Origin of the sequence: Flectobacillus longus, from assembly GCF_030056705.1 — a bacterium.
In the GTDB taxonomy this organism is placed as follows: Bacteria; Bacteroidota; Bacteroidia; order Cytophagales; family Spirosomataceae; genus Flectobacillus; species Flectobacillus longus.
In genome coordinates this window covers 1-20053 of sequence record NZ_JASHIC010000022.1, presented here as the reverse complement: position 1 = coordinate 20053, position 20053 = coordinate 1, and the positions used below count along the sequence as shown (strand labels likewise).

The window sequence follows — 20053 nt, the reverse complement described above, 5'->3', positions numbered from 1 at the left end:
TGTTTTAATTAGAAGGTAAGATTTAGACCTAAATTGAATCGTTTAACGGTAGGATATGCTCCTTGTGAAGCCCAGCCTGTACCTGCAAAGTTGGATTCGCGGTCATCAGGCATTTTGCTCCAAGCAACTAGGTTGTTACCATTGAGATAAATTCTGAGTCCTGATACGCCCAACTTTCTACTAAACTCTGACGTAAAGTTGTAAGCGATTTCAGCATTCTTTAAGCGTACATACGAACCATCATACATATATTGTGTGCCTCTATAATAGCCTTGTGGTGTTGTCAACCAACGTGGCATAGGATTAGCATTCGGATTACTAGGCGACCAATAATCACCTTCTTGGTATACGGTATGACTTTGCGAACTCAAGCTTCTAAATTCTACCTGACGTGTTACGTTGTTTACTGCATAGAATTGTACAAAAGCAGAGAACCCTTTCCAGTCGATGCCAAAAGTGGCATTGTAAGTATTGGCAGGCCAGCCTGTATAGCCATAAGGGATATTGTCACGAGAATCAATCAAACCATCACCATTATAATCTACCAAATAGTAGTTGCCAGGGAGTTTTTGGTTGTCGTTTGCATTCTGAATAGCACTTCCATATAATTGATCCCACGTGTTATAGGTACCACGACTTACATACGAATAAGCTTGGTTGATTTGCATACCTTCTGATTTTTGGTAGTCAGGTAATAATTCAGGATTAGCAGCTTCAATAATCTTATTTTGCGTATGCGTCATGTTAAGGTCTGTCCATAACCTAAAGTTTCTCAGGGTTTTATTGAGATGTAACTCTAGTTCATAACCACTCGATTTTACTGCTCCAAGGTTTGCCACAGGTGGTGTTGCACCAAAGTAAGTAGGAACGTCTGAACGGTTTGCTAACAAAATTTTACTTCTATTATCCGTAAAAAAGTCTGCTTTTCCTTTGATAAAACCTTTCAAAAATTCGAAATCAACCCCAACATTGTACTTTTCGGATTGTTCCCATTGAACATTTGGGTTACCCACTACAGTTTGGCTATACCATGTATAAGGGCTTTGTTCGGCAGCTTCACCACTGATTCCTAATCTTGATTTTCCATTATAGTTCCATTGTTCCAAATATGGCCATCTCACCCCAAGGTTATCAAAACCTGTTTGTCCATAAGAAGCTCTTACTTTAAATTGGTCTACAAATTTTAAAGACTTCATAAAGTTTTCATTTGAAACAATCCAGTTTAAACCACCCGATTGGAAGAAAGCAAAACGATATGCCGCTGCAAATTGCTCTGAACCGTTATAAGCTCCGTTATATTCTACCGTATATTTGTTGTTGTAGGTATAGGTTGTTCTAAATACCCAGTCTTCACGATACGATGGAATCATACTACCATTGGCATAGACGTTACGGTTCATTAAGCCCATACCTGTTAGATAATGCTTTCCAGCAATATTTTTGGCATAATTGAGCTGTAATTGATAGAACAATCTTCTTTGGCTAGCACCAATAGTACCAGCCGCAGGACTCCATTTTATACCTTCCTGAAAATCAAATCCTGTGATACCGTCAATGGCTTGGCGATACGTAACAGCTCCTGTTTCTGGGTTAATCCATTTACGTTGTGTATCGTTGTAAAGGTCATTAATACCTCTATCGCTTTCTACAAAAGTGTTATCAAGAGAGATAGTACCTGTAAATCTCAATCCCTTGGTAATCATATCCAACTCCTGATCGAGTGTAAAGTCTGTCGTGATTCTTGCGGTTGTTTGGTAAGAAACACCCCCAATCGCTAAACTTCTTGCCGAGTTTTCTGCTCTAGCTTCGTTTGGTGCATAATATCCCCAAGAGCCATCTGAGTACACAGGCAAAAACAAGTCGGGAGCTGCATTATAAGCGTCTATCCAAGCGCCATATTCCGAACCTGTAAAACCCCAAGGGCTTTTGCGTACCCCATAAGAGCCTGATAAGTTGGTTTTGAATAAAGTAGTTGGTGTTAACTGAAAGTCCAAATTACTTCTCACATTCAAGCGGTCAAAACCGAAACCTTGTTCATAGCCACGATTGTTTGGATAAGTTTTAAACAAATCGGCTTCATGCAAAAAGTCAGCACTGGTAAAATACTTTACGGTATTTGTACCGCCACTAATGTTCAAGTTGGCGTTGTTTGACCAAGCGTGAGATTTAAACAATGTTTCTTCCCAGTTGACATTCGGATAACGCTCTGCTTCTGCTAAGTTTGCTGGATTGCGGTACTTGTTCAGAATATCAAATGGCAAATAATCTCTCCAACCATCGGGCTTGGTGGCAAGCTCGTATTCGATAACGTCATTCCTTATACGTAACGCATCGAATGAGTCGTATTTCCCTGGAAGCTTTGATGGAGACTTCAAAATTGTATTAACCGTGGCACGGATAGATGCCTTTCCTGTTTTACCTCTTTTTGTCGTAATCAAGATTACGCCATTGGCACCTCTCGAACCAAACACGGCTGTAGCAGAAGCATCTTTTAAAACAGTTACAGTTTCGACAGAACTGATATCGACACTATTCATAGGACGTTCGACACCATCCACCAAAATTAACGGGTCTGAGTTGTTCCAAGTACTTCGTCCACGAATGATAATTTGTGGGTCCTCGGCACCAGGCAAACCAGTACTGGCATTGGTAATCAAGCCTGGCACGTTACCTGTGAGGGCGGCACCAATACTCGAAACACCACCTGCCCGCTCAAGGACTTTCCCAGTGGTTTGGGTCACAGAGGCTACAACACCTTCTTTCTTTTGCTTGCCGTATCCAACCACCACGACTTCGTCCAAAGCCGTTTGGAATTCTTCAAGCACAACTTCTAAAAACGTTTTTTTTCCCACAAGGATTTCTTGTGGCTTGAAACCAATCGAACTGATAATTAAGGTTTCTTTAGGAGAACAATTAATGCTAAATGCTCCGTCCCTGTTAGCATTGGTTCCTTTGGTGCTTCCCTTTACTGCAATTGTTGCGCCAGGGATAGGTTCGCCAGAGGCTGACTTAACAACTCCTTTTAAATTTTGAGCTTTTAAGGAAAAACTCGAAACCCCAATCATTAGCGAAACAAACCATGCTACTAAGTGAAGTTTATTCCGAATAGTTGAAATAGGTAGGTTAAAGTGTTTCATACATTAGAGTAAAATATGATTCATTTAATAAATAATATAAAATTACTGTGCAAAGTAAAGTCATGTAGATAGAATACATTAGCACAAATCTTCAAATATGTATTCCTTATGTTTAGCACTCAGACAAAAAGTGTCAATATGACACTTTTTGTCTGAGTGAAATAAAATTATAAATACTAATGAACGTCTTGTCTGACTAAAATTAGGATATCACATCTGTATGTTTTAAGATTTAACAAGATGCGTTTATGACCAAATCATGTTTAGTATTTCAATGAGGATTTACAAATATAGATTGAGTAATATAAGTAACTAGATCAACGTCATTTCGGCTACAAGCAACTTCAATTTGGCAACAATTATCTATCTACTTCTTTAGACTTTTGCATTATCATTTTTATTCTTTCAAATATGCAAAAGTCTATTTTTATTACAGGAGCTTCTAGTGGCTTGGGCAAAGCCACTGCAAAATTCTTTCAAGCAAAAGGATGGCGGGTTTTTGCTACAATGCGAAATCCAGAAAACGAAACAGAATTAACGCATCTCAACAATATTACCGTATTAAAGTTAGATGTTACTAACCCTACTCAAATTGAAAGTACCATTCAGCAAGTGCTATTGCAGCATGACATAGATGTTGTTTTAAATAATGCGGGCTATGGTTTAGTTGGCGTTTTGGAGGCATTATCCGACGAACAAATTAACCGTCAGCTCAATACCAACTTACTAGGAGTTATTAGAGTTACACAAGCCTTCATTCCGTTTTTTCGTCAAAGTAAAAAAGGCATGTTTATCAATATTACTTCTATGTTTGGCTTGCTTGGGTATCCTACATGTTCGATTTATTCTGCTACAAAATTTGCTATTGATGGTTTCTCGGAGAGTCTGGCTTATGAGCTAGCTAAGTTTGATATTCGAGTAAAGATTATTGCCCCAGGAGGAATACAAACCGATTTTGCGGGTCGTTCGTTAGATGGAGGAACGCATCCTGCTTATCAAACTCTAGTCGAAAAAGTAAGTGAAGGCTACAGTGAAGAGCGTAGTAGCCAATTTTCGACTGCAACACAGATTGCGTCGGTCATCTATGAGGCTGCTACCGACCAAAAGAGCCAACTCAGATATCTAGCTGGAGCTGATGCCAATCAATTATATCAAGAAAGATTAATAATAAGTCCTGAGAAACAGGCTCAACAGCTGTTACAAACTTTTAAATTGGAACTACAATCATGAATAACACGATAACAATCACAGGAGCCACTGGTAAGATTGGTTTCAAAATAGCTACAGCTTTACTCAAAAATAGCAAATCGATTAGAGTAATTGGTCGAAATGCCCAAAGTCTAGAATCTTTAAAAGAATTAGGCGCTGAAATCGCTCTAGGAAATATGAATGATGTAGACTTTTTGACAGCCTCATTTTCTGATTCTGAAGCTGTATTCCTAATGTTACCTCCAGACAAAGAAACGTTGGATTTTGGGGCTTTTCAAGACCAACTAGGTGAGATTCAATATCAGGCAATCATCAATGCAGGGGTTAAAAATATTGTATTTGTTTCGTCTCAAGGGGCTCATGATGTGTTGCACACAGGTACCGTAAGAGGGTTGGGAAGACAAGAAACTCGCCTGAATAGTCTGCCAAATGACATCAATGTGCTGAGTATTAGAGCAGAAGGTTTTATGGAGAATTTGATTGACTCCCTGAAATTATTTAATACCATTGCTACCCCTTTACGCCCAGAAGTCAAAACAGGTTTAATTGCTACAGATGATATTGCCGATTTTGCGACACAACGATTGCTAAAGCTAGATTTTACTGGCAAATCGTACCAAGATTTACTAGGTGATAGAGACTACAGCCAAACCGAAATTGCCACAATAGTGGGAAATACCATCGGTAAGCCATCAATAGAATATGTACAATACGCTTACGAAGCGTACAAAAATGCCTTGTTAAAAGCAGGAATGTCCGAAAGTAGAGCGGCACTGATTACAGAGCGCTATAAATCTATCAATGAAGGATATTTTAATGAAGGTGTTCGTAATGAAAAATCTACAACCCACACTTCATTAGAGCAGTTTGCTCAACATATCCTCAAACCTATGTTTGGGTAATTATTTTTAATATAAATGTTATAACAAAGTTAGTGGGCAAAATAAAATTTAAGATTGGGCTTTGGGCTTTCAGGTAACGGCTTTCGGCGGTGGGTTTTGGAAAAAAGCATGGCTGTGGGTAATAAAAAACATTTTAACACTCTTTGCCTTGTGCCTGTTGCCTAGTGCCTAAACACATAACTTAAATCTTATTCTGCACGATTACTTAAGTTAGTGGGCGAAATAAAATTTAAGATTGGGCTTAGGGCTTTCAGGTAACGGCTTTCGGCGGTGGGTTTTGGAAAAAAGCATGGCTGTGGGTATTAAAAAATATTTTAACACTCTGTGCCTTGTGTCTGTTGCCTAGTGCCTAAACACATAAATTAAATCTTATTCTGCACGATTACTTAAGTTAGTAGGCAAAATAAAATTTAAGATTGGGCTTTCAGGTAACGGCTTTCGGTGGTGGGCTTTGGAAAAAAGCATGGCTGTGGTTATTAAAAAATATTTTAACACTCTTTGCCTTGTGCCTGTTGCCTAGTGCCTAAACACATAAATTAAATCTTATTTTGCACGATTACTTAGTAAAATAAAATATATAAATATCAAATGAGTCCAGAAAGAGCAGTTCAACAAGTACTCGCCCAATATGTCAGAGCCGCAGATGCGCTTGATGGCGAAACATTAAGTCAACTTTTTATACAAAATGGAAAAGTAGAAATATACGACTTAAATGCAGGAAACCCGACTCTATTATTTGTGCTGAATGGCAAAGAACAAATTGCTAATGCCATTTCAAATCTAATGAAACCACATCCTCCCAAAGGTTGGAGTCACCATACCACCCATGACCATATTATCGCAGTAGAGGGTGATTACGCCGAAATGGATGCCCAATTTATACGCTTTGACTCTGTCGGGGCAATCCGCCCTGAAGGTGACTGGCCTGTAGGTACAGTTGGTCTAAAAGGAAGCGTTATCCCAACAGAATCAGGATATTACAAGCCTTCATTGAAATTAGAAAACGGAACATGGAAAATAACCACACATCGTATTTATCATGATTTGACCTTTGCTTTTCCTGAACAATAAGCAAAAGAACTTCCTATATTTGATTATGAAAAAGGAAAAAAACATACCGCTCAAATTGAATTCTATCTCAGAGATGCACAAGGCATTGGGTTTCCCTAAGCCCTTACATCCTCTGGTAAGTTTAGTAAATTATGCTGATATCACGATGCCACATGAACAGTGGCCTAAGTCAATCCTTCCCAATTTTTTTAAAATATCCTATAAGATAAATCCTTTAGGAAAAATAAAATATGGGCAAGGATATTATGATTGTGCAGAAGGGGGCTTATCGTTTATATCTCCTAATCAAGTGATAGCGTGTTCCGACGACAAACGAGATTATACAGGTTATACCTTACTTATTCATCCAGATTTTCTGAGAGGGTATTCGCTTGCAAATCGAATAAAATCATTTGGTTTTTTTTCGTATTCAGCTAATGAAGCTTTGCACTTGTCTGAAAAAGAACGACTCATTATTTTTTCGGTATTTGATAATATTAAAGAAGAGCTCAGCGGAAATATCGATGATTTTAGTCAAGATTTAGTTGTATCACATATAGAAGTATTGCTCAATTATAGTAATCGTTTCTACAAACGTCAGTTTATTACACGAAAAATCGTGAATAATGCTTTGATTGTCCAAATGGAGAAAATACTAGACGAGTATTTCAACAGAGAAGAAGGTCTTAGCAAAGGTCTTCCTTCTGTGGAATATTTGGCGGAGCAATTAAATGTTTCACCCCGATATCTAAGCGATATGCTTCGAGCACATACAGGACAAAATGCTCAGCAACATATTCATGAAAAGCTAATCGAAAAAGCCAAAGAATATTTGACCGCAACTAGCCTATCGGTTTCTGAGATAGCTTATCAACTAGGTTTTGAGCATTCGCAATCTTTCAATAAAATATTCAAGAAAAAAACGAATCTGACTCCTATTGAATTCAAGCAGTCGTTTAATTGAATGAAGGTTGGAACTCAAAGTCATTATAACTTAAAAGAATTGTAAGTAGCTTACTTTTAGGCTTAGTAGGAGTTTTAGTATTTTATTCTAAAAAGTAATCTATCTTATCACGAATATCATCTATTTAGTATATGATATTCAGTACCAAGTGTTTAGAGGAAGTTAATCAAAATTCTATATCTTTTCTCCTTTCAAAATACTCTTCTCGACTCCTATCTATCCATTACCTTCATTGTTGAAGTCAGCTATCTTGAGGTCTTTCACACCTACAGTGCTCAATAGGTCAGATAATGGATTCAAGCCTACCAAATTGTCGCTCCTAAGGAGCTGATTACAAGATTGTTTTCTGAAAAAACATCTAATAATTTCCAAAGCTCAAAATCATTAAAGTATTTATTTAAAAAAATAGGTATCATAAGTTCCCATTGACCGTCTTAACCAGAGCATAATCTTAAAATTATGTTCTGGTTAATTAAACAAAACAGTCTAAAAATGTTTCTTATGAAAATCAAAACTACACTACACAGTTATTTCTTGTTATGCTTTATCATTTTACTAGGTGCATGTAAAAGTCAAGATGTTGCTCCTCCAACAATGAATGTTTCAAGCGATATAATCGAAATGGGAGCTATTACTTCTAGTTCAAATTCAACTTTTAACATAATACAAACTGGGGAGGGTACGATCAGTTACACGATTGCTTCAGACAAAAATTGGGTAAAAATCTCTAAATCTAGTGGCACCATCACCAACGGTAAAGAAGTTGTTAGTATTAATACATTAATCAGTAGTACTGACCTTCTGGAAGGCGAAAATATTGCTACTTTAACTATTACACCAGTTATTAATGGTACACCTTCATCAAATATCACTGTGAAAGTGAAAGGTATTTACAAAGTAACAACTTTGGTTACATCTGTTTCTGAGCTGGATTTCGGAACAATAAAAACAGATAAATCTCTGTATTTGAAGTTTTCCAAAGTAGGTTCTGAAAATTTAACTTACGATGCCGTAAGTGATAAGCCTTGGTTGTTGTTAGACAAGGCTTCAGCTAGCTTATCCACTACTGACTCTTTAAAACTTACAATCAATACTTTAACCGCTCCAGCGGGCAACCAAACGGCTACAGTCACTATAACTCCAAAAGTAAATGGAGTTATAGGAAAATCAATTCAAGTAAATATTAAGGTTAATTATGATGACACCAAATCAGGCAATATAGAAGGACATCGACTTACTCGTAATGAAACTTGGGCTGGCAACATATATTTAACAGGAAGTATCGTCATTCCAGAAGGTCTAACGCTTACAATAAAGCCTGGGAGTATCATCACCGTTAAGACTATTTCACCAGGTATAAACATTATTGTCCTAGGAGGAAAATTAGTGGCGAAAGGTGATGAGTCTAATATCATAATCCTTAAGGGAGAAAACTACAAACTAGGTGATAGCTCTTGGGGTGGAATTGTGGTCGATGGGGATATAGAAATATCTTATTGTTATGTACAAAGTGCCTTTACTGGAATATACATGAATCATCATATCCAGCCCAAAATCATTGATATCCACCATATACTTTTTGATAATAATTTTATGACAGGTATACAGGTGGTTACCTATCCATTTAGCGCTCCACTAAATTTGAAAAATTTAACTTTTAGAAATAGTTATTTCAACTCATTTATTCATCAAGATAACTGTAATGTCAATATTTCTGAATCTGAATTTAATGATCCAGAAATCAATGTTATTAGTTGGGGGAGCAATTCCAACATATTAATCGACAAATCTAACTTTATTAACAAAAAATATGATTTCTATACTCATGTTGAAGTTATCCAACCAGAATCTAATAAAAATAACAAAGTATCCGCCCAAAATTGTTATGGAATAAAATATATAGCAGGATTTGGAAAAAATGGTAATGTATTTACTAATACATCTGTGGCAACAAGTGCAAATATCAATGCAGGATGTGGCTTTGCAGATAAATTCAAAAATTCCAGTTCAAACATAAGGCTTTCTAAACCTACGAGTAGAGAGAAATTATATGAACTGCAGCAACAGCAACTCCAAAAACTTAAACCATCTAAATAGCTAATCAAAGCAAGATGGTAGAGCGCTTAGTCTACCAACTTGCTTTATAGGGTTAGATTTTTGGAGATAATAGGTTTTTAGTTTGTCTACTTCATATTCTTGATTGTTTGATAGAGTAGGAGGAAAAAGAGAAGAAGCAATATTTTTTATTCGTTTGAGTATGGTGGTGGCTGAAATAGACAAAAGCCTTGCCATAGATAGTATTCCAACCCCTTCTTTGGTTAATGCGATGATTTTAGGATTTGTCTCTACATGACAAGCTTGATAGGTATAAAACAAGACGGTAGATTTGATACATTTTTTACAAAAATAACGCTGTTTTCCTCGTATATCTCGACCGTATTTTATCAAATTACCCGCACAACTATCACATGATATAGTGCCACCAACACATTTGTAACACTTGGTTGTAGTGAATGCCATTTTTTTGCGATTTAAGAGCTTTAATTAATCTTGTTGATACGTAACAAGACCTCAAAAATCACATCTTATACAAAAAAATACGCTTAACTCATTAAGAGTCAAGCGTACCAACACTTCTGTAACAGTACCCAACACTGTTGTAACATTATTCTGAAAACCTAATCTACATCGCTTCGCTTTATCCAGCCTTCCACTACTTTTTTACCATAATAACGAATCTTGAGCCATTCTCCTTTATCATCTAATACCCCTACTTCATCGCCTTTGATGAGGTACATTTTGGTAGGTTTGTTGGGAGAAAGATTAATCATAGTTTTAGAAATAACTTTTTTGAAATCGAAAAGATACTTTCCTAACTCTGTATTTTTTTTAACTGTTATCCATTTTCTATCTTCTATACACAATTCTGTACTTACGTCCAACAATCCCTTCCAAATCAGAATATTAAAACTTAGAGAGTCTCTCGGAATAATAAAATTGTCAATTATTGAAGGTCTTTGAAATATTTTACAACCATTTAAACTATTTTCTAGTAATTTAAAGATTTTGAGTTCATCTTCTTTCAAGTAATGCTTTACTTCATCTTGATATGATACATTACCAGAATTATAAAATCTCAATACCTCAAAATAAAAATCATCATTACCAGGAATTGAGTTTTCTTCTATTACTTTATACACTAACGTTACAAAATTTTTATATTGAATCAATATTGAAAGCAACTGAATATGGGATATTTACATTTCTGTCTGAATAGTAACTTTTATCCCTTTTTTTTTGATATTCTTCAAGTTTTAAACGCTCAATCTCAAATTTAACTTTTAACATCTCACGTATATTATCAAAATTATGAGGAATCTCCATAGCTATCGAATATCGGTATTTACTGCTAGAATATTCAAGATTATTAATTTGCCCAAATAACGAATTGGCAAAAACAAGGGTAATGATTAAACTATTTTTTAAGTTTTTCATATTCTTTTTTAAGTTTTTCGTCATATTTATTTTTTGAATAATTTGGTCCATTATATTCAGATGCGGCAATTGCCCATTCTTTATCATTTATTGCGTTTTTTAAAGTACTATTATTTTTTATAAATGAAGCCATTATGAATAGTTGAGATGAACTATTACCATTCATTAACTCCTTTTCCATTTCGTCTATTGAGTTAAATTCATTCCTGAAATTTGCTCCAATAACTTGACCTATTCCCCATGAAGTAGCCATATATGCACATTCTTTGTGAATTTCAACAGCTTCTAAAAACCTTTTTTCATAGTTTTCTGTAGTTGGGATATAGCAATTGTTATAAAACCAAATTTCGTTATGACTATTGGTCTCACAATTCTCGCCTTTAATGACGTAAGTATTTGAAGAGGAACATTTTTTACACCATTCAAAACCAGTTTTTGAAACTATTTCTGGTCTATTTTCCAATAATTCAGAAAGTACAATATTATTATCTTTCCTTGGGTCATTACTGGCAACAACTCCCCAAATTTTTCCATCTCTTAAACACTTATACATTAAGTGCCTTTCAAATAGTAACTTAGGAACCTTCTTGCCCTCAACCTCAAAAAAACCATTTCCACCAGATTCTACAACCGTAAATGCTTTGAATGCAATAAAATCTTTAATACCAGCTAATTTAGCATATTTCTTGAATGTTTCATCGTCTAATATGTCGTTACTATTTGTACCCTCATCCATCACTTTAGCCTTCTCAAATAGCCATTTTTCAACTAGGGTTGTTTGGTCATTATTGTCGGTTTTAAGGGTTAAAGTTTTAGTGGTTGGAGATTGATAGTCATTAAATATTAGGCTATTACCTGATATTTTAACGGCTAAATCATCATATTGGTCTTTTTTGCTTGAGTATACTTGTACTCCTGAAGCATCATGTGGTAATAACTCCAAACTAAAATTATCAATACAAATGTCTCCAATAAATATCTAAGGGGTATCAAAACAAAAAGCGGTTTCAATCAGAAACCGCCCATTTATTATTCTACATCACTTCGCTTTATCCAGCCTTCTACTACTTTCTTACCATAATAACGAATCTTGAGCCATTCTCCTTTATCTTCTAATATCTCTACTTCATCGCCTTTGATTAAGTACATTTTGGTGGGTTTGTTGGGGATTCGATGAATAATTGATTTAGAAAAATTAATTATGCGAACCTTGTCTACAAATTTATATCGGACTTCCCAAGATTGATACAATGAATTATTAGCATCACCTATAGTGAAAAAAAGATTTTTACATGAGCTTTCAATTTTATAAACAAATATTTTCTCATTGTATGATGTAGATGTTTTTATCTGAAAAATAATTGGGAATGGTTGACCTTTTTTTCCATTGTCTGTATAGATTTTAAAATAATTTATTCCAGTATCTTGAGGAAGATATGTAATGATAATATATTTATCTTTATTTATCGCTTTGATTGGTATACTAACAACAGAATATTCATAACCTCTAATTATTGATTGCCCAAACTCATTTATTAACCAGTTCCCCATATTTTTATCACTAATTTTCTTGTAAAAGTGTAGAGAATAATCGTTTAGCTGTGCTAAGGTATTATCTTCAAATAAATAGAAGCTATATTCATCAAAATACTGCTTATAACCATTGTTTTTGTTAGCTTTAATTGTAATCTCTAAACAGTTCTTCCCTTTTTTTCTTAACAATTCGTCTAAATTTCCATCCCAATCTAGAGTATCTGTTTTTAATGAACGATATTCATATCTAATTGGAGTAATTATGTTTTCTGTTAAATATGTGACATATGCAAAGATTGTATCCTTTGAAAAAGTTAATTTAGAACCGCTATAAAGGTTTTTTTCTCTATCTGTAAATTCTGACATATTACTGTTTTTAAAGTAAACATATTCTCTTTTTGTTTCCTCCCATGTTCCATAAAGCTGAGTTGGTTTTATTTGTCCTCTACAGGTAAATAGAAAACTAATAAATAATAAAACGAATAATTTACATCCTCTCATTTTTTTAATTGATTTCATTTCCTCTAAAAGTATATTTTCCATTATTAAATAAATTTATTTCATCTTCTCTTCTTGGAACAACAATTGATGGGCGCTTCCACTGCATAAATGCCTTTTCCATATCCTCTGCATCAAAACTATTGGAATTAATATTCTTAATAACACCACGTTCTTTCAAATTATTAGTTCCAGTATTAAATACGAAACTTACTAGAGCATCGTATTGATATTGTGTAAGTTTTACATCCACGGCATTTTTCAATGGAGTTTCGTACCTAGGTAGGTCTTTTTCCCTAAATAATTTCATACAATCATCAATACTCAACGTTTGGCTACAATACAAATCTAGCTCGTCTTGTGATGTAATTAAATGTCCTAGACCAATGGTTGGTTTTCCTAGTATCTCATTGTAGTAATGGTTACTTTTTTCACAGAACCATTCACTCGTACTATGCCCCTCATGTTCATCACAATATTTAGAACGTCCACCTTTGGCATCATTATAAACGTGGGTGATGACAGCTTCTTGCTTTTTGAGGAACGTTTCACCTTTTGTACTTAGTGTTAATAGAGTTACATCTACTGGTAAATTAGGGTCAATAGTAGAATTTCCCAAATACTTCCAAACGGCATCTATTTTAACATCTTTAGCTTCGGTGTCTTGAATATCTATTTTATATTTGTTGGTAGAATTACTAATATCAAACTCTACTCCCATCGTTGTTTTCTTTTTACTTTGGAGTAATACTTCAAAGGTTGGGCTTTCTTGAGTATGTTTGTACATCCACAAATGAGTTTTGTTCCAAAAGAAGCGTTTCATGCTATGAAGAAACATATAAAAAATCCCTTAACTCCATTTGAATTAAGGGATTTTTATGAAACCTATTCTACATCGCTTCGCTTTATCCATCCTTCGATAGTCTTTTTACCATAATAACGAATTTTAAGCCATTCTCCTTTCTCTTCTAATATCTCTACTTCATCGCCTTTGATTAAGTACATTTTGGTAGGTATAACCTTGTTACTGTATAAATAAGCTTTAATATTTTTGACATAGGAGGTATAATAGAGGAGTTCTCTAAAATAATTATACTGTTCTTCAGAAAGGACTTTTATAATCTGAGAATAAGTTTTTTTATTTATTTTTCTTTTGAAGGTAAAATCAAATATATCAGTCCCTGAGAAAGAAAAGCTTGTATCTGAAGTTGAAAAATCTGGAAAGTTACATGATAAAAGAGAGTCTTTTTTATTACAAAAGCACAGATATCTTCCTGAACTATTTAAATCTGTAGTTTTCAATATCTCTTCTTTTATGTTTGAGTACCCTTGGATGTTTTCACCATAACCTACTATCTCATTATTATTTATTGTGATTTGAAATACACGTGGAAATTTAATCAAACTGTAATACTCTAGCTTCGATGATACATCTGTCGTAATAGTACCTTTCCATATTCCTAATTCGAATATCTTTTTTGGATTTCTTGATTGTCCTTTTGTTGTGAGGGATAAAATTATGATGAATGGTAATAAATAAAGTTTCTTCATAAAGATTATACTATTTTAAAATGTTAAATGCTACTTTTGTAATACTTCGTCTAGAATCATATCCATAGGGTAAACTCGGATAAATAACTCCGTTTACCTTACCACCAACCTTATCAATATCAATATTTTCAATTCTATTATCAGCTAAATCATTTAATTTTTTTTTCTGCCAAAAATACATACTCGCTTTCATAGCTACATCTAGGTTAGTTGTGAGTAAATCTATATCTCTACCATCAAATTCCATCTTATTATTCGCATTTTCGGAATCACTATTCCATAAAGATGTAATAGTTTGATACTGTCCTTTACCTGTCAAATGAATAAAACCTTTTCCTAAAAAAGTTGAACCATCTTTTGTTGAGGCAGGACCATTACCCATCCTACATGAATAAGTATAGTCAAATAAATTACTAGAACAAATATATTTATCCTTTACTACTAAATCAGAAGTGATTTTTTTTAAGGCTGGGTTGCATGCTTTAGGTGTTTCATCGGAATCACATTCAGTTAAATCAGATTCATATCCCTCAAATAAATCACAGTATTTAATTTTACCAAAAACCTCTTTGATTCTGTCTTTTGAGGAATAACAAGTACTTTCTTGGAGTTTTTTAACCCAACTGTTTCTGTGCCTATCTGCCCTAAAAAATGTGCCATTCTCAGGGGGGTATTTATCTCAAATTTATCACTGTATTTATTGATAATACTTGCTACTTCGTCACATCTCTCTTGTGGGGTACTCGAAAATATCTCATGTAACTGTGCTCCAGTAATAGGAAAAGTGGCTTGATGCTCTTGAGCTTTACTACCCAAATACTTCCAAACGGCATCTATTTTAACCTCTTTAGCTTCGGTGTCTTGGATGTCAAATAGGAAAGCCCTCAACTTTTATAAAAAATTAAGGGCTTTCTTATTTAAAAAATTATATTCTTTTACTCCACATCACTCTTTTTTATCCAACCTTCGATAGTCTTTTTACCATAATAACGAATCTTGAGCCATTCTCCTTTCTCTTCTAATATCTCTACTTCATCGCCTTTGATGAGGTACATTTTGGTGGGTTTGTTGGGGATAGAATTTATCAATGATTTGGAGGGTTTAATACCTTTTAAACTAATTTTCAAAAATTCACTTAAATAGTTCCTTTTATCCTTTTTTCCTCTTGCATTCAATAAAGAAATGGACTCAATTGGGAGTCTACTAAGCCTTGAAAATTCAGCTATTTTTCCTGACAGAAGTGTCATTTCATTATTATCACATCCAAATTTTAGAGGAATAAAATAATTTTTAGTCCAATTACCTTTTTTTGAGTAATCATCTTCTGTAATTTCAGTATAGTGCAGTCCGAAATTAACTAATTGGGTCTTATCTAATGAATCTATTTCATCCTCTGTCTTACCTTGAAAACCTACAATATGAATTAATAACGGGAAATTTAAGCTACTATCACCGTGTTCATACCCAAATGACAGCATCTTATTTCCACTAATTATTCTATATGAAAGAACATTAGTTGAATAGTTGGAATTATTGCTCCAAATACCCTCCAAACAAGTTATATTACCATTATTTAATGTTTGACTAATACTTTTTGTGAAAATCATTAACAAAATGATTAAGCTGATTATCTTTTTCATATTTATTTTTTTAAGACTTCAAATGCTTCATTGGTATACTTTCTTCTTGTTTTGTAATCATTGGGAGGATTTGTTCCATTTATAACATACCCTAAATTATCAATATCATTATCTGTTATACCTTCATCTGCTTTTCGGTTAAGCTTTTTCTTTTTCCAAAAATATAAACTAGCTTTTAAACCAATATCCAAATTACTTACCAATTCATCAATATGTCCCCCGTCTGATGTCTGTTTATGAAAATATTTTTTGTTATTTGCATTTTCGATATCATTATTCCAAGCGTTACTGACAATTTCATAATTTGCTTTTCCAGTTAGTTGAATAAAACCTCGCCCCATAAATGTCGAGCCATCTTTCGAAGATGGTGGACCATTTCCTAAATCTCCTGAACTTCCAGGTTTCCTTGCAGAACAAGAGTAGCAATAGTCAAACAGTTCTGAGCTACAAATATATTTTTTCTTAATTTCCTCATTTGTAGTAGGAACACCTTGACTGCACTTCACTGTTTCACTTTCAGTTGCACAAGCGCTCAGATCAACACAATCAAATCCTACATATAAATCACAGTATTTTGACGCTCCAAAATTAGCTCTTATAGCTTTTTCTTTATAACAGGGGATTTCTTTAGTAGCAACAAGTCCTCCTGTTTCCGCGCCTATCTGCCCTAAAAAATGTGCCATTCTCAGAGGGGTATTTATCTCAAATTTATCACTGTATTTATTGATAATACTTGCCACTTCGTCGCATCTCTCTTGTGAAGTTCCCGAAAATATATCATGTAACTGTGCTCCAGTAATAGGGAAAGTGGCTTGATGCTCTTGAACTTTATTGCCCAAATATTTCCAAACAGCATCTATTTTAACATCTTTAGATTCGGTGTCTTGGATATCAAATACGAAAGCCCTCAACTTTTATAAAAAATTAAGGGCTTTTGTATTTAAAAAATTATATTCTTTTACTCCACATCACTCTTTTTTATCCATCCTTCGATAGTCTTTTTACCATAATAACGAATCTTGAGCCATTCTCCTTTCTCTTCTAATATCTCTACTTCATCGCCTTTGATGAGGTACATTTTGGTAGGTTCAGCTAACGATGTATTTATAATAGTTTTATTCTTAATTATTACCTTTTTCTTATCTTTTCTTAAATATTTAATAAAATCTTGTATAAACTTTGGGGGTTCAATTACACGTATCATGCCTCCAACTGTACTAGGGGCAGGATGCCACGCTCTATTTGTTTCAATATAATTGGGTCGAACTACAGACAATAAAAATGACAGGGTACTATATTGATTTTCAGAGTATGAATCTTCTATTTTATTTAAACCTTCTAATATGAAAATCTCATTCATTTTTATATTACTTATTGCCATATCCAAAACTATAGAGTCTTTAGGAATTGGCATGTATGTATTGTTTCTGATAGATTCGACATATGGAAAAGGAGTACGAGGCAAAAAGCAATACAAGCCATAAACGTGTTTTGTTTTGATCAAATAATCAACTCTATCTTCTATCTTACTGTTATTCTCTATGTTATATAACTTATTATCATTATATATCCAAAAACTTTGATCTGCATGAGGAAAATTATCATTCTGTTCATAAACCCAAGCATAGCCACCTAAAAAGCTATTGATTGTGTTGTTAGAAACACTTCCATAAAATGTTTCTTTTTTTTGCGTCTGAGCCTCACAAGTGAAGATGGCTAACAAACAAAAAATTAGTGTTTTTTTCATTTCTTCAAAACATTATATGCGTTTGTAAATATAGTTTTTCTATTTTCATTATTCTCTGCTTGTACGTTGATAGATTTTGAGACCTCTTTGAACTTATCGTCAAAATTAGGCGTGTCAGGAATGGCATCATCGGCTTTTGTATTTCCGTTATTATTTTTCCAGTACCACATACCCGAAAGGCATGCAATTTCCATATCATCAAAAGCTTCATCAGGGTCGGACATTACTTTCTTATAATCTTGCCCCAGCCCTTGTCCATTTAGCCAGTCATCAAAATCTTTGTATTGTTTTTTCCATGTTAAATGTATGAAGCCATGACCTCTATATTTAAAACCATCACAAGTGCTTTCATCGCCATTCCCTCCCTCACAACGATATACATAACAAAATAAGTTTTTACCCGCATCATAACGAGATACTAATCCAGCACCACATCTATATTTTTTTGGTACATCTGAAAGTGTACTCCAAGGGTTTTTCTTATGTCCCACGTTCACATCACTACAAGAAACTCTGTCGTATGGGCTTTCTTTCCATGTTTGATTAAACCATATAGCCCATTTACCTGTTTCACTATAGCAAGTACCTTCTTTAAAACTATTGCCTCTAAACTCACCTGTCTCATGCCCCACCTGCCCTAAAAAATGTGCCATTCTCAGAGGGGTATTTATCTCAAATTTATCTGAATATTTATTAATGATACTTGCCACTTCGTCGCATCTCTCTTGTGAAGTTCCCGAAAATATATCATGTAACTGTGCTCCAGTAATAGGGAAAGTGGCTTGATGCTCTTGAACTTTATTGCCCAAATACTTCCAAACAGCGTCTATCTTAACATCTTTAGCTTCAGTATCCTGTATGTCTATTTTAAATTTGTTGGTAGAATTACTAATATCAAACTCTACTCCCATTGTTGTTTTCTTTTTGCTTGACAGTGATACCTCAAAGCTTGGGCTTTCTTGGGTATGTATATATACTTTGTCGATACAGACATCTCCTATTTTTATTTGACCTATCGCAGTTATTGAAGCCTCAAATTTATGTAATGTGGTCTTTGTGGATATTGATTTTTTGAGCTTTTCTAAAGATAATATTACATTTTTACAATCTCTATCAAAGGTTAAGATATCATCGAGTCCAGAACAGCCACAAGTGATACTACTTCCCGCAACTATAAGCTCAGTCTCTTTTGCAGCTATCATTTGTTGAGCTTGTTCCAACGCCTCATTCAGCGCCAACAGCTTGGCTTTGTTCTGCTCACAGAGTGGAGTGATGAGTTCCTCTATAGGATTGGGACCTTTGCCGTCTTTACTTGTGGTGTTACAATCTGTTCCATTGCAGAAAAAGTCTTTTGTTTCTAGGGCTGTTTGGTAGGCATTGGATAGCTTTTGGGATAAAAAAATACCCTTAACTCGCTGGTTGTTAAGGGTATTTCACTTTACATACTTACCATTTCTCTTGGTTATAACAAATCAATGTCAAAATAACCTTCAGGTAAATTTCTTGAAGAATATAATGAAGGACTATATTGGATTTTTTTAGCTAACTGATCTATATATTCAGTACCTAAATTTTTATATAAAAGAGTTTCTTCATCATTTAATTGAATATTTATTTCAAATACAGCTACTCCACCACACATAACAAAAAGGAAATATTGCGTATTTCTCTCAATGAATTTATAATTCCAAGGTTTATTAATTATTTCTATCATTTTATATTGGTTAATATTTCTATGTATTTGCCTTTCGGAATTGGATTTATTACAGCTTCAGAATATCCATTTGGTAATTTCCCTCCTGGTAACCAAAGCTCATTTGCACCACCTTCATTTCCCGATGGAATTCTGATTTCTAGTTTTTTAGGATTAGGAATATCAATTCTAACTAATTGTTTGTTTTTCCATAAACCTGCTGGAATTCCTAGTTCGGTTTCAATTACTGTTAAATCTCCATTAGCTTTTGCCAATAGGTTATCCATATCGAATTTACTCATTACAAATTGTCCATCTGGTCTTCCAATTAATGCTCTGCCATAATTATCTAATGCACTTTGAGGAACTAGATATGAAGCTCCGTTTTCAAACTTAGCCAAATGGCTAGAAATATATTCCTCTTTTAAATAATTGGAAGGCAATGGTCTACTTCCTTTCGGAATTGCCAATATACTTTCTTGTGAAAACCCAGATTTAAAAGCGTTTAAGAGTGCATCCCCCGTCCCAGTAGTAAATTTACTTAAAATTTTTCCAACTGCATTTTTTATGAGTGGGTGTTTGGCGATTCTTCCTAGTGTGCCAAGTACGATTTTGCCTCCTACTTCTGCTACAG

At 34.3% G+C, this 20053-nt stretch carries 21 protein-coding genes; 5 read left to right on the top strand and 16 right to left on the bottom strand.

Annotated features, from left to right (window positions below):
• Window positions 1–8: 8 nt before the first annotated feature.
• On the bottom strand, window positions 9–3137 hold the full coding sequence (locus QM491_RS16505) for a SusC/RagA family TonB-linked outer membrane protein (protein ID WP_283328660.1): 3129 nt from the start codon (window positions 3135–3137) through the stop codon (window positions 9–11).
• Window positions 3138–3548: 411 nt separating this feature from the next.
• Here QM491_RS16505 and QM491_RS16500 point away from each other — a divergent pair, with 411 nt between their 5' ends.
• The 5 genes from QM491_RS16500 to QM491_RS16480 all read left to right on the top strand — a co-directional run bounded on the left by QM491_RS16500 (window position 3549) and on the right by QM491_RS16480 (window position 9359).
• Window positions 3549–4367, top strand: a complete 819-nt coding sequence (locus tag QM491_RS16500; RefSeq protein WP_283328658.1) for an SDR family oxidoreductase — start codon at window positions 3549–3551, stop codon at window positions 4365–4367.
• Window positions 4364–5248, top strand: a complete 885-nt coding sequence (locus QM491_RS16495) for an NmrA family NAD(P)-binding protein (RefSeq protein ID WP_283328657.1) — start codon at window positions 4364–4366, stop codon at window positions 5246–5248. The genes QM491_RS16500 and QM491_RS16495 overlap by 4 nt, the downstream gene beginning before the upstream one ends.
• Window positions 5249–5836: 588 nt before the next feature.
• A complete protein-coding gene (locus tag QM491_RS16490; protein ID WP_283328655.1) occupies window positions 5837–6319 on the top strand; it encodes a nuclear transport factor 2 family protein in 483 nt (160 codons plus the stop codon).
• A gap of 25 nt (window positions 6320–6344) precedes the next feature.
• Window positions 6345–7262, top strand: coding sequence for a helix-turn-helix domain-containing protein (locus tag QM491_RS16485; protein WP_283328653.1), 918 nt, complete (start codon window positions 6345–6347; stop codon window positions 7260–7262).
• A gap of 501 nt (window positions 7263–7763) precedes the next feature.
• Window positions 7764–9359, top strand: coding sequence for a BACON domain-containing protein (locus tag QM491_RS16480; RefSeq protein ID WP_283328651.1), 1596 nt, complete (start codon window positions 7764–7766; stop codon window positions 9357–9359).
• Here QM491_RS16480 and QM491_RS16475 read toward each other — a convergent pair whose 3' ends face one another.
• From QM491_RS16475 to QM491_RS16405, 15 genes are all read right to left on the bottom strand, one after another.
• Window positions 9360–9782, bottom strand: coding sequence for an IS1/IS1595 family N-terminal zinc-binding domain-containing protein (locus tag QM491_RS16475; protein ID WP_283328650.1), 423 nt, complete (start codon window positions 9780–9782; stop codon window positions 9360–9362).
• A 158-nt stretch (window positions 9783–9940) separates the two neighbouring features.
• Window positions 9941–10462, bottom strand: coding sequence for an SH3 domain-containing protein (locus QM491_RS16470; RefSeq protein ID WP_283328648.1), 522 nt, complete (start codon window positions 10460–10462; stop codon window positions 9941–9943).
• A gap of 16 nt (window positions 10463–10478) precedes the next feature.
• A complete protein-coding gene (locus tag QM491_RS16465) occupies window positions 10479–10757 on the bottom strand; it encodes a hypothetical protein (RefSeq protein ID WP_283328646.1) in 279 nt (92 codons plus the stop codon).
• A complete protein-coding gene (locus tag QM491_RS16460; RefSeq protein ID WP_283328644.1) occupies window positions 10738–11700 on the bottom strand; it encodes an N-acetylmuramidase domain-containing protein in 963 nt (320 codons plus the stop codon). The genes QM491_RS16465 and QM491_RS16460 overlap by 20 nt, the downstream gene beginning before the upstream one ends.
• An 86-nt stretch (window positions 11701–11786) precedes the next feature.
• Window positions 11787–12833 carry an SH3 domain-containing protein gene (locus QM491_RS16455; protein ID WP_283328642.1) on the bottom strand — a complete coding sequence of 349 codons (1047 nt, stop codon included), beginning with the start codon at window positions 12831–12833 and terminating at the stop codon, window positions 11787–11789.
• Entirely contained in the window at window positions 12796–13611 is an 816-nt protein-coding gene (locus QM491_RS16450) for a lysozyme (RefSeq protein ID WP_283328640.1), read from the bottom strand. The genes QM491_RS16455 and QM491_RS16450 overlap by 38 nt, the downstream gene beginning before the upstream one ends.
• A gap of 62 nt (window positions 13612–13673) precedes the next feature.
• Window positions 13674–14339 (bottom strand): SH3 domain-containing protein, encoded by a 666-nt coding sequence (locus QM491_RS16445; protein WP_283328639.1) that lies wholly within the window; start codon window positions 14337–14339, stop codon window positions 13674–13676.
• Between the two features lie 10 nt (window positions 14340–14349).
• Entirely contained in the window at window positions 14350–14721 is a 372-nt protein-coding gene (locus QM491_RS16440) for a hypothetical protein (RefSeq protein ID WP_283328637.1), read from the bottom strand.
• A gap of 128 nt (window positions 14722–14849) precedes the next feature.
• Window positions 14850–15227, bottom strand: coding sequence for a hypothetical protein (locus QM491_RS16435; protein WP_283328635.1), 378 nt, complete (start codon window positions 15225–15227; stop codon window positions 14850–14852).
• A gap of 47 nt (window positions 15228–15274) precedes the next feature.
• Window positions 15275–15979, bottom strand: a complete 705-nt coding sequence (locus tag QM491_RS16430) for an SH3 domain-containing protein (RefSeq protein WP_283328634.1) — start codon at window positions 15977–15979, stop codon at window positions 15275–15277.
• 2 nt (window positions 15980–15981) lie between these two features.
• On the bottom strand, window positions 15982–16890 hold the full coding sequence (locus QM491_RS16425; protein WP_283328632.1) for a glycoside hydrolase family 19 protein: 909 nt from the start codon (window positions 16888–16890) through the stop codon (window positions 15982–15984).
• Between the two features lie 47 nt (window positions 16891–16937).
• Window positions 16938–17726 carry an SH3 domain-containing protein gene (locus tag QM491_RS16420; protein WP_283328631.1) on the bottom strand — a complete coding sequence of 263 codons (789 nt, stop codon included), beginning with the start codon at window positions 17724–17726 and terminating at the stop codon, window positions 16938–16940.
• Window positions 17723–18928: a glycoside hydrolase family 19 protein gene (locus tag QM491_RS16415; protein WP_283328630.1), complete on the bottom strand. Its 1206-nt coding sequence runs from the start codon at window positions 18926–18928 to the stop codon at window positions 17723–17725. The genes QM491_RS16420 and QM491_RS16415 overlap by 4 nt, the downstream gene beginning before the upstream one ends.
• 260 nt (window positions 18929–19188) lie before the next feature.
• Window positions 19189–19440: a hypothetical protein gene (locus QM491_RS16410; protein WP_283328628.1), complete on the bottom strand. Its 252-nt coding sequence runs from the start codon at window positions 19438–19440 to the stop codon at window positions 19189–19191.
• Window positions 19437–20053, bottom strand: a 617-nt coding sequence (locus QM491_RS16405) for a hypothetical protein (protein ID WP_310589577.1), incomplete at its 5' end; no start/stop codon positions are given. The genes QM491_RS16405 and QM491_RS16410, both read right to left, overlap by 4 nt.

Coding starts and splice junctions, on each gene's coding strand:
- QM491_RS16505 (WP_283328660.1), bottom strand. CDS start 3,137: ATGAAACACTTTAACCTACCTATTTCAACTATTCGGAATAAACTTCAC.
- QM491_RS16500 (WP_283328658.1), top strand. CDS start 3,549: ATGCAAAAGTCTATTTTTATTACAGGAGCTTCTAGTGGCTTGGGCAAA.
- QM491_RS16495 (WP_283328657.1), top strand. CDS start 4,364: ATGAATAACACGATAACAATCACAGGAGCCACTGGTAAGATTGGTTTC.
- QM491_RS16490 (WP_283328655.1), top strand. CDS start 5,837: ATGAGTCCAGAAAGAGCAGTTCAACAAGTACTCGCCCAATATGTCAGA.
- QM491_RS16485 (WP_283328653.1), top strand. CDS start 6,345: ATGAAAAAGGAAAAAAACATACCGCTCAAATTGAATTCTATCTCAGAG.
- QM491_RS16480 (WP_283328651.1), top strand. CDS start 7,764: ATGAAAATCAAAACTACACTACACAGTTATTTCTTGTTATGCTTTATC.
- QM491_RS16475 (WP_283328650.1), bottom strand. CDS start 9,782: ATGGCATTCACTACAACCAAGTGTTACAAATGTGTTGGTGGCACTATA.
- QM491_RS16465 (WP_283328646.1), bottom strand. CDS start 10,757: ATGAAAAACTTAAAAAATAGTTTAATCATTACCCTTGTTTTTGCCAAT.
- QM491_RS16455 (WP_283328642.1), bottom strand. CDS start 12,833: ATGGAAAATATACTTTTAGAGGAAATGAAATCAATTAAAAAAATGAGA.
- QM491_RS16450 (WP_283328640.1), bottom strand. CDS start 13,611: ATGAAACGCTTCTTTTGGAACAAAACTCATTTGTGGATGTACAAACAT.
- QM491_RS16445 (WP_283328639.1), bottom strand. CDS start 14,339: ATGAAGAAACTTTATTTATTACCATTCATCATAATTTTATCCCTCACA.
- QM491_RS16440 (WP_283328637.1), bottom strand. CDS start 14,721: ATGGGTAATGGTCCTGCCTCAACAAAAGATGGTTCAACTTTTTTAGGA.
- QM491_RS16430 (WP_283328634.1), bottom strand. CDS start 15,979: ATGAAAAAGATAATCAGCTTAATCATTTTGTTAATGATTTTCACAAAA.
- QM491_RS16420 (WP_283328631.1), bottom strand. CDS start 17,726: ATGAAAAAAACACTAATTTTTTGTTTGTTAGCCATCTTCACTTGTGAG.
- QM491_RS16415 (WP_283328630.1), bottom strand. CDS start 18,928: ATGATAGCTGCAAAAGAGACTGAGCTTATAGTTGCGGGAAGTAGTATC.
- QM491_RS16410 (WP_283328628.1), bottom strand. CDS start 19,440: ATGATAGAAATAATTAATAAACCTTGGAATTATAAATTCATTGAGAGA.